The 14647-nt window shown below is 47.9% G+C and carries 14 protein-coding genes; 5 read left to right on the forward strand and 9 right to left on the reverse strand.

The window, feature by feature from the left end:
- Nucleotide 1: 1 nt before the first annotated feature.
- Nucleotides 2-1324, reverse strand: coding sequence for a hypothetical protein (locus RQP50_RS02875; RefSeq protein WP_315743098.1), 1323 nt, complete (start codon nucleotides 1322-1324; stop codon nucleotides 2-4).
- 174 nt (nucleotides 1325-1498) lie between these two features.
- Here RQP50_RS02875 and RQP50_RS02880 point away from each other — a divergent pair, with 174 nt between their 5' ends.
- A complete protein-coding gene (locus RQP50_RS02880) occupies nucleotides 1499-2197 on the forward strand; it encodes a class I SAM-dependent methyltransferase (RefSeq protein WP_021254493.1) in 699 nt (232 codons plus the stop codon).
- 69 nt (nucleotides 2198-2266) lie between these two features.
- On the opposite strand, the gene RQP50_RS02885 is transcribed toward RQP50_RS02880, so the two are convergent.
- The 3 genes from RQP50_RS02885 to RQP50_RS02895 are packed head-to-tail and all read right to left on the reverse strand — an operon-like array spanning nucleotide 2267 to nucleotide 4125.
- Nucleotides 2267-2965, reverse strand: coding sequence for a class I SAM-dependent methyltransferase (locus tag RQP50_RS02885; RefSeq protein ID WP_174809177.1), 699 nt, complete (start codon nucleotides 2963-2965; stop codon nucleotides 2267-2269).
- An 18-nt stretch (nucleotides 2966-2983) separates the two neighbouring features.
- Complete coding sequence (locus RQP50_RS02890; RefSeq protein ID WP_021254495.1) at nucleotides 2984-3532, reverse strand: CatB-related O-acetyltransferase; 549 nt, start codon at nucleotides 3530-3532, stop codon at nucleotides 2984-2986.
- 23 nt (nucleotides 3533-3555) lie between these two features.
- Entirely contained in the window at nucleotides 3556-4125 is a 570-nt protein-coding gene (locus tag RQP50_RS02895) for a class I SAM-dependent methyltransferase (RefSeq protein WP_315743105.1), read from the reverse strand.
- Nucleotides 4126-4322: 197 nt separating this feature from the next.
- Here RQP50_RS02895 and RQP50_RS02900 point away from each other — a divergent pair, with 197 nt between their 5' ends.
- Genes RQP50_RS02900 through RQP50_RS02910 form a run of 3 tightly spaced genes read left to right on the forward strand, consistent with a single transcriptional unit; the run spans nucleotide 4323 to nucleotide 8049 of the window.
- Complete coding sequence (locus RQP50_RS02900; protein WP_315743107.1) at nucleotides 4323-6698, forward strand: DUF4214 domain-containing protein; 2376 nt, start codon at nucleotides 4323-4325, stop codon at nucleotides 6696-6698.
- Between the two features lie 47 nt (nucleotides 6699-6745).
- Nucleotides 6746-7396, forward strand: a complete 651-nt coding sequence (locus RQP50_RS02905) for a glycosyltransferase family 2 protein (RefSeq protein ID WP_072727220.1) — start codon at nucleotides 6746-6748, stop codon at nucleotides 7394-7396.
- A gap of 14 nt (nucleotides 7397-7410) precedes the next feature.
- A complete protein-coding gene (locus RQP50_RS02910) occupies nucleotides 7411-8049 on the forward strand; it encodes a DUF1796 family putative cysteine peptidase (RefSeq protein WP_315743109.1) in 639 nt (212 codons plus the stop codon).
- A 62-nt stretch (nucleotides 8050-8111) separates the two neighbouring features.
- On the opposite strand, the gene RQP50_RS02915 is transcribed toward RQP50_RS02910, so the two are convergent.
- The 4 genes from RQP50_RS02915 to RQP50_RS02930 are packed head-to-tail and all read right to left on the reverse strand — an operon-like array spanning nucleotide 8112 to nucleotide 12182.
- Nucleotides 8112-9152, reverse strand: a complete 1041-nt coding sequence (locus tag RQP50_RS02915; protein WP_072727218.1) for a glycosyltransferase family 4 protein — start codon at nucleotides 9150-9152, stop codon at nucleotides 8112-8114.
- A complete protein-coding gene (locus RQP50_RS02920; protein WP_072727217.1) occupies nucleotides 9149-9907 on the reverse strand; it encodes a glycosyltransferase family 2 protein in 759 nt (252 codons plus the stop codon). The genes RQP50_RS02915 and RQP50_RS02920 overlap by 4 nt, the downstream gene beginning before the upstream one ends.
- A 19-nt stretch (nucleotides 9908-9926) precedes the next feature.
- Nucleotides 9927-11027, reverse strand: a complete 1101-nt coding sequence (locus RQP50_RS02925; protein ID WP_315743112.1) for a glycosyltransferase — start codon at nucleotides 11025-11027, stop codon at nucleotides 9927-9929.
- Nucleotides 11028-11045: 18 nt separating this feature from the next.
- Complete coding sequence (locus RQP50_RS02930; RefSeq protein WP_315743114.1) at nucleotides 11046-12182, reverse strand: mannose-1-phosphate guanylyltransferase; 1137 nt, start codon at nucleotides 12180-12182, stop codon at nucleotides 11046-11048.
- 148 nt (nucleotides 12183-12330) lie between these two features.
- Between RQP50_RS02930 and mnmH the strand changes: the two genes are divergently transcribed.
- Nucleotides 12331-13362 carry a tRNA 2-selenouridine(34) synthase MnmH gene (gene mnmH / locus RQP50_RS02935; RefSeq protein WP_072727215.1) on the forward strand — a complete coding sequence of 344 codons (1032 nt, stop codon included), beginning with the start codon at nucleotides 12331-12333 and terminating at the stop codon, nucleotides 13360-13362.
- 28 nt (nucleotides 13363-13390) lie between these two features.
- Here the strand turns inward: mnmH and RQP50_RS02940 are convergent, their stop codons facing one another.
- Nucleotides 13391-14500 carry a glycosyltransferase family 4 protein gene (locus RQP50_RS02940; protein WP_315743117.1) on the reverse strand — a complete coding sequence of 370 codons (1110 nt, stop codon included), beginning with the start codon at nucleotides 14498-14500 and terminating at the stop codon, nucleotides 13391-13393.
- Nucleotides 14501-14647 lie beyond the last annotated feature (147 nt).

Genomic DNA, 14647 nt, shown 5'->3' on the forward strand with positions numbered 1-14647 from the left:
CTTAGCGGGGGTTCGATAGTTTGAATACAATGCGTGATAATTGTTCTTTCATGCCGCTTCGAGCGACTATCTTATCTTCTTTCTTCATTAATAATGTATTCTTCTCACTAAGCTCTTGAATGGCAAGGCGCACTTGAACTTCCTCCTGCAAGGCAGCGATTCGTTCTGTCAGTCGGTCCGCTGTGGCTTGACGCTCCTTCTGGATTTGCTTCAATTGGACAAGTTGCCTCTTTCTTGTTCTGCAACCTTCTCTCATGTGTGCGATAGAAGCGATGACTGCTTCGGCTGAATCGATACTGTGAGTGAGGTCGCATGTTGCTCGGTATCCCTGCATGACTGCGGGTGCTGCAAATCCGGTGAAGTCGGACGTTGTTTGCTGGTCAGAAGCAATCCATACGGTAGGGCCATCGCGACCTGGCTGCTTGTCATAGATACATGTCCAGATTGCAGGACACGGAATTGCTGTTGTATATAAGTCGCTCCATTCTTCTTGATGGATGCTGTAATGAATGCGGAACAGCAAGTCTTCTGTTACCCAGCTTAAGCGGTACAAACCATGATCGTATGCACATATGACTTGTGCTGCTAGAGTGGGAGGGATGATTGTTTGGCTATGAGCCGTCATTGTCCATTCCTTTTGCTTATTCCATTCATATGCTGCAAATAAGAGCTTGTTCCCAATGCGCTGAAACTGGAACATTCCAAGTCGCCCTTGTACAGAGTAGAGATCATAGGCTAAGAAATCTTCCCTCGATTCCAGTGGGACAACAGGCAATGAAGTCGAAGGCAGCCATCGACTGGATGCTGTATGGAACGATTGCAAGAGCAGACGTAGTTGCTGATGGGGAGGCGCCGCCGTTATTAATGCAGTGCACAGCCAGATATGATCTTGATGTGCGAAAAGACGGAGGGAATGGATCTCTTCGCCATCATATAGGACGTCTGCGGTTGACCAATGAATGCCAGATAACGATACATACTCAATACGGGAACGGTATTGAATCACAGCATGAAGCTGATTGTGGCAATTCGTCAGTTGAATATGCAGGACGTGCTTGAACAGGCCTGCTATTTCGCGCTTGTGCGTCTGAAGTGAATAGGGATTGATTGAGACATGAATGAGCTGGTCATCCCTATTCACATACACGAGATGAACATAATGTGCGTCATCCTGACACACGCCAAACGGACCGGCCGCATCGTGGTATATCACCGGCTTAGGGCATTCAAGGAGACAATGCTCCTGTGGTTCGAATAATAAGCTGCCGTCTCTCATCTGCAACGAGGAGAAATGATATCGGTTCGATAACAACATACGCGTCATCGGATTACACCCCCTAGGTTCGCACAAGCTCTTCATTTCAATGTATTCAATCATCTTCACATCTAGGATTGAAATTCTCGCTCGAACATAGCGAGTCCCATTTTGATCGTGTAGGGAAGAATGTTTATACCAAGTTCGTTGAATCGCATATAGTGATATACGGAGGTGAGTAAGGTGCTTGCATTTTGGGAAAAAATTATACTTCCACTTTTGCAATCATTTGGTGTGAAGAGAATCGTAGAGATTGGTGCGGAGCATGGTTTGAATACGAGCAACTTATTGCAGTATTGTCGTGCGGTGAATGGTGAATTATTTGTTATAGATCCAGCACCGAGATTTGATATTCAGCAGTTTAAGATGCATTTCCACAAGGAATTTCATATGCTGCTGGACTATAGTTTAGAAATTCTTCCGCACCTGAAGCAATTTGATTGTATCCTGATCGATGGGGATCATAATTGGTATACCGTATATCATGAACTGAAGTTAGTTGAGATAATGGCTCAGCAGCAGGAACGGTTCCCGCTAGTTTTTCTGCATGACACACAATGGCCGTATGGTAGAAGAGATATGTATTATTTCCCGGAATCGATTCCCGCAGGTTTTGTGCACCCTTATGCGAAGATGGGGATGGTATCAGGTCAATCGCAGCTCGTTCATGGCGCAGGGGCAAACAATTTACTGAATAATGCACTCTATGAAGGAGGAGCTCGCAATGGCGTGTTGACTGCTGTTGAGGACTTCCTGCAGCAGACGCCTTGGTACGTCAGCTATCATCAAGCCTTGTCCAATAGCGGGCTAGGTATTATTGCACCGAAGCACCCATCGATCGATATACATGTCCAAACGATTCTGGCAGCTTCGGGATTATAATAGCATAGGGTGTATTCTAGCCGCAGATAAAAGGAGAATCTGTGGCTAGAGATACATAGAACGGTTGCATTACAGACCGGATTGTTCAATTATTCGGCGTATTTCGCGATTGAAGTAATGATGTGTTTCTGTAATGTCTGGCACAATGATGCCTAGTCCGAACTGGCTGCGTACGCGATGCAGCTGGAGCGGGATTTGGGCTTCCTTCATAAAATCTTCTACTGCAGTCAATACTCCGTTACGATCTCCATTTTCATATGCCGCGTTGTGGACAGAATCATTATGTCCATTGTCTACAAGCTCATTGATTCCTGGCAAGATCCCCTTCTTAGCGCTCGGCTTGCGGAACTCCGCCGGAATTGATTCAGGGAAATAATACATATCTCGCCTGCCATAAGGCCATTCCAGATCATGAAGGAAGATGATCGGGAACTTCTTGATGCGCTCGAATTGCTTCAGTTCGTTGTACACGGTATACCAATTATGATCCCCGTCAATAAACGCGGCATCGCATGTGTGAATGTGCGGTAGGACTTTCAGGCTGTAATCTTGCACGAGAAGGAATTTATGGCCATATAACTGCTTCATTCGTTCAATATCGAACAGGGGAGAGGGATCGATTGCCACTAGCTGACCGTTCTCCATCGGCTTTACATATTCGAGCAAATTAACGGTGTTATATCCTTGGGCACATCCTATTTCTACGATCACTTTCGGCCTTGTCAGCTGAAGAATAGGATGTACGACCTGATTCCAGAAATAAATCACTTCTGTTGCCTCCCATGATCACCACGTTTTGTACGTGCGAATGAAATCCTCGATTCTATTGGAGAGAAGGAGGGGCCAAGCGACTGTGATGTACTCTAGTGGCCAATCCCACCATGCGATACGCTGCAAATCGTCAATGATGGAAGGTGGGAAGCGATAACGAATCACACGAGCCGGGTTGCCGCCGGCAATCGCATAAGCAGGAATGTTCTTCGTAACGATGCTCCTTGCTGCAATGACTGCACCATTTCCAATCGATACTCCAGAAAGAATTAGCGAGTCGAAGCCAATCCATACATCGTGGCCAATCGTAACATCACCCTTTGTTTTGGGATGTCCAAGGAAGCCTGCTGCATTGGGGAATATTGGGTTGAAAGGGTAGGTAGTAACCCAGTCCACGTTATGTTCTCCGCCCAGCATGATCGTCGTATTCGAAGCGAATGAACAGAATTTTCCGATCGTTAATGTTGCTTTCTCACCCCATGTGAGTACGTTAGGGTAGCCGTAGGACCAATCACCGATTTGGTATTGTTGATAAGCTGGATTTTGGTTCAAAAAGTAGCTCATTGAACTTCCCCTCCCCCGAGCTGTTAATGCTGGTGATAGCTTGCAGCTCTCCACATGTCCAAGTATTGCTGGAGCGAGTTAATCGTCTCGGCAGGTACGGCATTGCCCTTAATGCCGATACCGATGACAGTGTGAGGGAATAGTTCTTCCCCGGCATAGTCGGTTACTACCGTATCGAATGGCTTCAAGATGCTGGCGAATGCTTGGGGTGTGAAGCGCCAATAATCGGCTGGATAATCATGGATTGGGAAATTCATGACCGAGGTAATAATGGCAATGCCATTTGGTTTTAAGATGCGATGAACCTCTTGCATGGCAAGACGGGGATCTTCCACATGCTCAAGCGTATCCAAGGAGATTACAAGCCCTGCCGTCTCCGCAGGGAGGTCGATATGATGAAGATCCAAAATCGCATCTACACCCACACCTGGCCGCATATCACAGCCGACATAAGGTTTGTCAGGGAAGAAGGGGCGCAAATCAGCGAATCCTTCCTGACCTTGCACTTGATACGCTCCAAATTCATATACTGGCACTTCATATGGAAGAATGTCCGAACATATTTTCACCAAATTTTTAACGATTTGTCTCATTTCTTCACTCCTTATTCATGTACCATCACCTAAATCTAGTACTCACTGTATTCAGCGATGATGGAGATGTTGATTAGGCGTACATCCAATTGTTATTTCGCGCCCGTTTCTGTCAAATACACAGGCAAATTGGAACCTGTGCTAATACACTAATGTAAATGACCGTATCATCCGTAATGTGTATGGAGGGATCGAGTTTGAATATCATCCAGACGTTACACCAGATGTTCCGCTTGGAAGAGGAAGCATTTGTGTCGGAGCTATATAGACAGGTGTTAAATAGAGAGCCGGATTATCCAGGGTTAAGCCATTTTACTGCACTGCTTCGCGCAGGGCACACGAAGATGACCATTGTTACCCATTTCCTGAAAAGCAAAGAGCTGAAACAGACATTCGCTGGTGAAGTTGCCGTCGATATGGTCGGCACTCCATTTCGTATCTTTCATCGGATTTACACCTTATTGACAATCGATCCAAACGAATTTCCGCATGAGCTGTACCGAGAGATGCTGTGTAGAGAGGTGGAGGACGGTGCATTCCGGCACTATTACTTCATGCTGAGACAGGGGAAGCCGCGAATGTCAATCTTAATGGGGATTCTGGTATCGCCGGAATGCCAGATGCTGCTCCATGCCCCACAGGCCCCAAGACATAATGGTCCGGTTGACTTTGAACGATTCGAAATTATGGAATACCCTCCTGCCAAGACGATCGGCAATCGTGCTCCGGCTCCGCCGCTGCGGCGCAAAGTATCAATTGTCATCCTGACATGGAATGGACTAGAACATACGAAGCAATGCATCGCATCGCTTTCCCCATTGGCTGCGCATGAATTGGTAGATGTTGTGGTGCTGGACAATGGAAGCACGGATGGAAGTGTGGACTATCTTCGAGGTTTGAAGTGGGTTACGTTAATTGAGAGTCCACAGAATATAGGGTTTACGGCTGGAAACAATTTGGCAATTGCTCATTGTGATCTAGACAGTGATATTCTGCTGCTGAATAACGACATTCTGATTACACAGGCAGATTGGCTGGAGCGCTTGCAGGAGACGGCCTTTCAAGCTCCCAATATCGGTGTTGTAGGCTGCAGATTGCGTGGTGAAGACGGGAAGCTTCAGCATGCAGGGACATATATTTTCGAGGATACATGTTGGGGACAACAGATTGGTGGACAACAGACAGATATTCGTCAATATGAAGGTGTACGTGATGTGCAAGGGGTTGTATTTGCGTGTGCCTATATAAAGCGTGAGCTGATTAATCTAATTGGTTCATTGGATACCGATTATTTTGCATATTTCGAGGACACCGATTATTGCTTGCGGGCATTAGCCGCTGGTTTCCGGGTTGTCTATGATGGAAGAGTAACGCTCGTTCATGCGCAGAACACCTCTACGAAGGTAAACAACATCGATTTCAACCAATTATTCTTGCAGTCGCAAGGCATCTTCCATGGCAAGTGGGGCCACCAGCTTGCAGGAGAGTATCATACACAGCTGAATTGGCATTCGATTGTGAACCTGCCAAGCGGTTATGCGAATTCTTCCCGCAACCTCATGATTGCTCTCGACGAACAGCGTGTGAAGATGCATTATCGCTATGTATACGGCCCTGGAACACCGTTCCATACGAAGGAACCGAATATGAGCGATGATTATCGTGTGAATCTATTTAGCATGCGAAAGAGGAATGAATCAGCACCTGAAGTAGTGTACGGACAGGGCGATGTGTTCTTCAAAAATGAAGGCAGGTACAAGATCGGCTATACGATGCTGGAAGTGGACGGCCTGCCTGAAGAGTGGGTGCGTCAGTGCAACCGCATGAATGAAGTGTGGGTTCCATCCAGCTTCAATGTAGAAACCTTCCGCAACAGCGGCGTGCATGTTCCGATTCATGTTATCCCATTAGGGGTTGATCCTAACTATTTCAACCCGGATATTCGTGCTTTCCGGTTCTCTGAGAAGTTTACATTCTTAAGTGTATTCGAGTGGGGGGAACGCAAAGCACCGGAAGAAATGCTGCGAACGTTCGCCAATGAATTCGCCTTCGATGATGTGGTGCTTGTCTGCAAAATTACGAACAAAGACCCGGAAGTAAACGTGCGTGCCGAGATTCGCAAGCTGAATCTAAAGCATGCAGAGTCCAAAATCATTATTATCGAAAATCAGACCATTCCTTCTTATTTGCTTGGCAGCTTGTATCGTTCAGCGGATTGCTTCGTGCTGCCTACAAGGGGAGAAGGCTGGGGAATGCCAATACTGGAATCGATGGCTTGCGGCATTCCTGTTATCGCGACGGATTGGAGTGCGCAGCGGGACTTTTTGAACATCCAAACGGGCTTCCCCATTCAAGTGAAGCGATTGATTCCGGCCGTGGCGAAATGTCCGTATTATACAGGATTTCAATGGGCGGAGCCGGATTTTGAGCATCTAGCTCATGTCATGCGTTTTGTGTACGAGAATCAAGAAGTGGTGAAAGAGCGAAGTCTGGCCGTATCCCAGCTTGTGCTGTCGCACTGGACGTGGGAGAACTCGGCGAAGAAAATAGCGGAGCGGATTCGCTATCTATAAAGGTATAAGGAAAGCTTAATGAATTTGTATATGAGGAGTGATCAGCATTGCGTTACGTTGTGGGAATTCCGTACGTGAACCGTAAGGATCTGCTGTATCGGGCTTTGGACAGTATCGAACTGTATTGGAAGCATACTTACGTATTGGATAACTCTCCCGCGCACGATTTGAGATATGATTCTGAATTATCTCGGCGCGTAACCGTATATGAGCCCCCTGTATCGCTGACGTTTACCCAATCTATGAATTGGTTTCAGAGGGTGGCTCTCGATCAGGGGGCCGATTCTGTGTTCTATATGCATAACGATGCGGAGGCTCATTCGGGTACGCCAGAAGCATTTCTAGGAGTGCTTGAGGAGTTGAAGAACAGTGGGCGGAAGTGGGGGCTTGCCTTAACGAACTTCGATGCGCTTGCTGCTTACAATATGGAGGCAGTTAGAGCAGCGGGATCATGGGACACGGTATTCAGCAGTTATTTCGCCGATATAGACTATCATCGCAGGCTTAGGTTGGCAGGATATGATGAAGTGTTCACGGGCTTGCCTGTCGATCATCATGGAAGCTCAACGAGGAAATCGGATGCTCATTACAATTTTATCATTGATACGACTTGGCCCTTGTACGAGCGGTATTATGAGTTGAAGTGGGGCGGCAAAATGGCCGAGGAAACCTATAGGACACCGTTCAACCTTACGTAGTGGAGGAGATTGCCTTGCGATTGTATGATGTAAAAGGCGTATACGATGCCGTGTACAGTTTGGGGTCGAACTGCTATACGGCTCAACGGCTGGAACGCTATGGCTTGCGGCCGTACAGTGGTGTCGTGGATTGGATGTACTCCAATTGGACACCTGGTGTAAGCTTATTGCTTCGAAATCGCTTTGCCAAGTTCATGCATCCGGATCATTTAGTGGTGGAGAGCATCATTTTTAAACGTCATAATTATTGTATATTAGACCGGGTGTATGGTGTACAATCAGTTCATGATTTTTTGTACACAGAACGTCGGAGAGGGATCGCGTTGAAATATCCGAAATTTATTGAGACGATTCAGCGGAGAATTCATCGATTTCTAGATAAGGCGGAGCATAGCAAGCGTATCTTCTACTTCCGATTTAATGCATCATATGACGAGGCAGCGGAACTGGAAGCAGCATTGGCATCTCTTGTGAAGCATCAATTCAGATTGCTGGTTGTCAATCCCGGAAATGAGCATCGGATCATCGACAAGGAATGGCCGCTTGCGAATACATGCGGATTAGAGCTGCCCATCGGATGGGATGCTGCTTGTGATCAAGTATGGAATGAGGTATTTGCCGGCATTCACTATCAAGTGGGAATAAGGAATTAGGATATGCTGCACATAAAGTAAGCCCCGCTCCGAGGTTCGGAGGGGGCTTATTTCATATGCATTCACTGCTGCAATTGAGGTGTCACGGCGTGAAATACCGTAAGCAGATTATGCATCACACGCGGCCAATTATAGTGTTGTACCGTTGTCATGGCATTCGTTGTGAGATGTGCGGCGAATTGTGGATCGGTTAATATGCGCAGGATCCCTTGTGCAACCCCGGCAACATCTCCTTTGTCTACAAGGATGCAATTCCATTCATTATGGCAGAATTCTTCATTTCCTTCCGCCTTCGTGGTCACGACAGGGGCGCCACAAGCCATAGCCTCCAATATTGGAAGCCCGAAGCCTTCGTGATAGGAGGTTTGGACAAATACTCCGCAGTTGGCATATAAGTAGGCAACATGGTGGTCATCCGGATGAGAGAAATGGCCATGAGGAATGCCGTGCAGATGGGGAGGTTCTACGCCAAAGGTGACCATAGATGCTTGTGGCAGTCTGGAGCACACATCCTTCGCAGCTTGAACCGTAATGTCGAATCCCTTCAAGTGTTGGCTGCGGCGGCTGCAGGCAAGAATACGGAATGGATCATAGTCATGAGTGCGATTCGGCTTATACAGGTCGAAATCAACTGCAATGGAAATGTTGTTTGCATGCTTCTGGAACCGCTCCAGCAATTGTCTGGTCGTCCAATCCGCTATCGTCAGCATATGCACGGGCACACGGTACGTATTGCGAACTCGCTCCTGCATATCATTCCAGTTCGGGTAATAACTCTCCTCAATATCTTGCACCAGATATACCGGAACGCCGTTGCCGCCGCGCTTGCGATCGCAGCTATGCCATACGGCAGCAAGCGTCTTCCACCAGGTGGCTACCTTAATACAATTCATTGGCGTCAGCGCACGCATCATGGATGGATAATTGCCGAAGCGCCGTACGGGCACCTTGAGCGGGAACCAAGTAGGCTGCTTATCGAGTGCGAATAATTGTACGTTGACCCCCATATCATGCAGGCGGTTGACCTGCTCGAATACGTTGCGGATGCCGCCAGACAATCCGGTCAGTTCAAGCACATATACGACTTCCAGAGGAGCTGTCATCGGATGATTTTCCCTCCCCATTTCATCCAGAATTTTTTTCGAGCTTCCATTTCTTTTTGTCTCCAATATAGATTCTTGTTCGCTTTTGTCGTACCGCGGGTATACCCTTCCGCATGGATGGCACTAGCCGTTCCGCAATACACGACACGGGAGCCGTGCACCTTAGCGCGATAACAGAGGTCAACATCCTCGAAGGCGATGAAGAATTCCTCGGACAATAGCCCAATCTGGTCGAGGAGCTGCTTGCGTATTAGCATTAATGCACCGGTTACGGCATTCATATCTTCTACGGCTAATGCAGGCTCATAATCAGCTGACTGTCGGCGGTAGCGGTGGTCAAAATGCCCCTTCGCTGTCGGGATAACACCGCCATGCTGTATGGTCATATCAGGATAGAGGAGCCTCGCTCCTACGATGCCGATTGCTGCATCACTGTTCATGGTTGCAACCATATGATGGAGCCACCCGGGCTCGTGGAAGAACACGTCATTGTTGACGAGCAGAATATATTGTCCCTTGGCATGCTGGATGCCAGCGTTGACAGTATGGCTGAATCCATGATTATGAGGCTTTGCAATGAATTGCACCTGGAGCGGAGCAGCCCATCGTGCCAGTTCTTCTTGAATCGCGGCAGGACTGCCATCATCGACAACGATGATCTCGTAGGGCAGCTCATGTACGGTATGGATGAAGCTGTGCACACAATGTTTAACGAGATCGGTGTGATGGATCGTAGGAACAATGACGCTGATCATAGCGTTGCCATCTCCCTTTTTAACGCGCGGCTATTTCCGCCAAGCGATGAAGCATGCGGGCTGCGCTTGCTTGCCATGTGAATTGCTCCTTTACCGTATTTCGGCCGAGGGCAGCCTTAGCTGCTGCTTCTTCCCGGTTCATATATACATGCCTCATCAGCTGTCTTAGATGCATAGCATCTGGAACTGCCCACAGCATTCTGGAATTCGTAGGGTGGGCGGGAGCGAACTTCTGTACGGAGATGAGGTATCCGTTCGCATCGTTGACGAAATCAAGATGAGCTGACCAACGCGTTGTAATGACAGGGAGACCCGAGGCCATTGCCTCCATTACGGTTAAGCTCCATCCTTCTCCACGTGTAGGAAGCACATAGCTGTCTGCACTGTTATAGAGCATAGCTAACTGCTGCTCGCTCCAACTGTGAATCGCTGAGATGAGAATGACCGATGAACGGGACTTTCCGGCTGTCTTGAAGGCGATAGCGTCAATATAGGCTTGCTGTCTGCCGATCTCCTCTTCAGTGGTTGCACGCGTTTTGATAATGAGACATACATCCTCGGACTCCGCGAACTCTTCAAGGAAGGCGGTAAGTAAGATATCAATGCCTTTGCGGTCATCGAAGGAACAGACGGATAAGAAGGTATAGCTTCGTTGGCCCGGAATAGGTAATGGGGGGTGACCGGGAGCAAACAAGTTCGAATCGATTCCGTAAGGCATGACGTGAATCTTGTGCAGCGGGACTCCAGACCGGTGGAAGGTATCTCGATTGAAGGTGGACGGTACCCATACTTCATCCATATTGCTGCATCTTCGAGACCACATGAACGGCAGACGGCTGCATTCGTACATCGTCATTCCGATTGAGTAATGGCGAATGTCCTTCACAAATTGGATCGCAGGGTAATGCGTAAATACGATATGGGGCTCTGGCAATGGAGTGTGCGATATCGCCTGCAAGGCCGCCTCGATATCGGGGGTCATAGGGACCCTGACTGTTTCGGAATGAACTGGTGTATAGTGAAACTGCACCCCCAGCTTCATCAATTCAAGCACGACATGCCGATTGGCCTTTGCATATCCTGTTGGTTCGTAGATGGTACCGATATTATGAAGAAACATCGAGTCGTATCCACCTTTCTATAAGAACGTGTCGTATCCGCGCTGCTTCAAGTGCTTCACCATCTTTTTTATATCCTGTGTTCGTTCTTTCGGACAGACGAGAACCACATCATCCGTGGCAACGATCACGATGTCTTCAATGCCTACCGTCGCGATTAACTGCTTTGTTGCACCGTAGATAATGCTTCGCTCCGTATCGATCCCCTCATGACGCCCATGAACAATATTCAGGAGCTCATCGGTCTGGTGTATGCGCTCAAGTGCATTCCAATTGCCGAGATCGTCCCAGCCGTAATGGACAGGAATCATGTAGATGGATTCACATTTTTCGATAACGCCATAATCAATGGATTGCTTCTTGAGACTACTGTATGCTGCTGCGAGCTGTTGTTGACCGTTATGTGGATCGTTTAAGAGTGTCTTCATATCAAACAAGGAACGATACAGGTCAGGTAGGTGCAGATGGATCAGATGCATGATGGTTGAAGCTTTCCAAATGAACGTCCCTGTATTCCAATAGTGGCAGCCATCAGCAAAAATATTGTTTGCAACAGACAGTTCTGGCTTCTCGATGAATTTCTCAACTGGGGTAAGTGGAGTGGATATATCGGTTGCTTCATTTCCGTTAGTAGGGGTAGGGCTGTTCTGTTGGATACGGATATATCCGTATCCCGTCTCAGGGCGTGTTGGCTTCACCCCCAAAGTAACGACACATCGTTCCTGATCTGCACGATAGACGGCGGTGCGCAGTGCTTCGTGAAAAGCATCAGGATCCGAAATATAATGATCGGAAGGTAAGGTAATCAGAATGGGATCTTCGTCGTCTGCACTTAATTGAAGCGCAGAAAGACCGATGCATGCGGCGGTATCTCTCGCCATAGGCTCCACAATAATGTTCTGCAGCGGGAAGGCAGGAAGCTGCTTTCGGATAATAGGGATGTATTCTTCAAGGGATACGATATATATATGTTCCAGCGGTAAATATTGAAGCATTCGCTGCACCGTGTCAGCAAGCATCGATTGTTGATGAAGAATCGGCAAAAATTGCTTTGGGTAATCTGCGCGGCTGAAAGGCCAGAAACGAGTTCCAGTTCCGCCAGCTAATATAACTGCCTTAACGGTCGTGATGTGAAACACCTCCTGGGAAACAGACAATGATGGCAATCATGGGTTATTACTACATATGTACCTAACGTAAAAAAGGGCACGGCGATTGTCAGAGTGGATTTCTTGGGCGGAATGCTATAGTCTTAACAATAGTTCGATATCACGAGATTGTAAGAGACAACAAGAGGTGAGAGATATGCACGATATTTCATTAGAGCAGTGTATGGCATTGCGGGACAAGGAGGCAACGCTTGTTGATGTGCGTTCGCCAGGAGAATTCGAGGAATTCCGAATACCGGGAAGCATCAATATTCCTTTGTTCACGAATGAAGAACGGGCGGAGATCGGAACGATATACAAGCAAGTAAGTGTAGAAGCGGCCAAGGAACGTGGGTTAGAGATCGCGTCAGCCAAGCTTCCATCATTATATAAGCAGTTCAAGGAGCTTCGAGGGACGACCATCATCTACTGCTGGCGGGGCGGCATGCGAAGCCGTACGATGGCTACTGTGATGTCTCTAATGGGATTGAAGCCATACCGATTGTCAGGGGGAATACGCACCTACCGACAATGGATACAAGAGTCGCTGGTGAACTATGACTGGCGAATACCGTGCATTGTCCTGTCCGGACATACGGGGACAGGGAAGACAGATATGCTTCGGCAGCTTCAAGCGGAAGGGTATCCCGTCCTTGATCTTGAGGAGATGGCAGGACATCGAGGCTCTGTATTTGGGCATATTGGACAAGTCCCGAACAATCAGAAGATGTTTGATGCGATGCTATTTGAGAAGCTGGAGGAGTTAAAGTCAGCAAGAGTACCTTGCCTCCTATTGGAGGCGGAGAGTCGTCGAATCGGGAAGGTCATACTGCCAGAATTTCTGATGGATGCGAAGAAGGCGGGAACGGTGCTTGATATCCAACTGCCGATACAGGTACGGGTTAGAAATATTGTGAAGGAATATGAGCCCTCCAAGCACCCGACTGCAATCCGTGAGGCATTCGCCCGCATTCAGCGGCGCATGCATACCCCGCATGCTAACGCAATTGCAGAAGCACTTCGCCTGGAGAACTATGGAGAAGCGGTGTCGCTCATGCTGGAGCATTACTATGATTCCAGGTATGATCATGCTTCGATGGGCTATGAAGGGCAGATCTACTCCATTAAGGCTGAACATCTGGAAGACGCATTGAAGCAGATTAGGGCACATCTCGGAAGACCGGAGTAATAAAGGCAATAAATACGGGCTTCACCTTCTAGGTAAAGGTGAAGCCCGTTGTACGTGATAGGGCAGTAATGAGATCCTGAGCTGCCTTATCAGGTGAAAAATGAGTGAGCGTATGGTGCATAGCAATTTGGCCCTTGGTAGACGCTTCCGCATAATTGGTAACGACATGCCGCATCTGGCTGCGCAGGGCGTCTACAGAAGCCTCAGCCCACAGCTGATCACTCTGGTATCCTTGGTAATAAGGCTGAGGCCTTACGGGTACGAGGTGGTAGGGGATTAAGTAACTGTTATATTCATTCAAGAAATCAAGATGACCACCCCAGCCGGTTACAATGATAGGCACTCCCCTCATAGCGGCTTCCAATACGGGATAGCCGACACCTTCTCCACGGCTCGGCAGCACAAATGCATGACTGCTTCGATATAAGGCATCCATCTCCATCTCGCTGCGCAGTTCTAAATCGATATAGACCTGAGCAGGATGATGTGTCAGCTGCAGTTCTCTCTTCCAATGCTCCATCATGTGATATACCTCTGCGGTACCTGCTGTCTTAATAATGAGACATACCGGATCAGCCGCCGTAAATTCACTCCAGAAGGCTTTGAGCAAGATGTCTATTCCTTTGCGATCAATCCAAGAACATACGGACAAAAATCGGAATGGCGGTAAATGATTCACGTACTGCGGTGTATGCTCAGGAGAAGGTGGATGATAGGGTTCGGAGAGACAGGGCCGAACGTAATGCAGCGGTACATTAACGCCGGATTGGCGAAAAACATTGATATTATGAATGCTAGGCAGCAGGATGCCGCTCATTTGATTTGCTTGTTTAATCCAATTATCTGGTATCTTCGACGTTTCCCAGTAGGTAAATCCGAATGAAGCCCGAAGCTTTCTCCGCCAGAGATCCGGAATATAATGATATACACTAACGCGGCGACCAGCGCTGCATCGCTTTCTCAGCAAGTGCTCCAGTACAGAACGTTGATCTGGGGGAAGTCCTACTTGCGGTAGTCCTTGATAGGTTTCAAGGCTCACATCTACGCCGGCAGCATGCAATGCGAGTACATATTCTCTGGTTGCCTTAGCATATCCAGTGGAATCGAATACTGTGCCATGCCATATAACTTGCGCCATCCTAATATTCCCTCCAATCTAGCTATCGTTATTGTACTCGGAAGCATGCTTCATGCGTCACGGCTACTCCCACGAATCTTAGTGCAGAATGCAGCATAAGGATTAACTGATTGCTGCGTTCAACAAGATATCGCTTCCGAGGGAGTG

Source organism: Paenibacillus suaedae, assembly GCF_032337355.1.
In the GTDB taxonomy this organism is placed as follows: domain Bacteria; phylum Bacillota; class Bacilli; order Paenibacillales; family Paenibacillaceae; genus Paenibacillus_B; species Paenibacillus_B suaedae.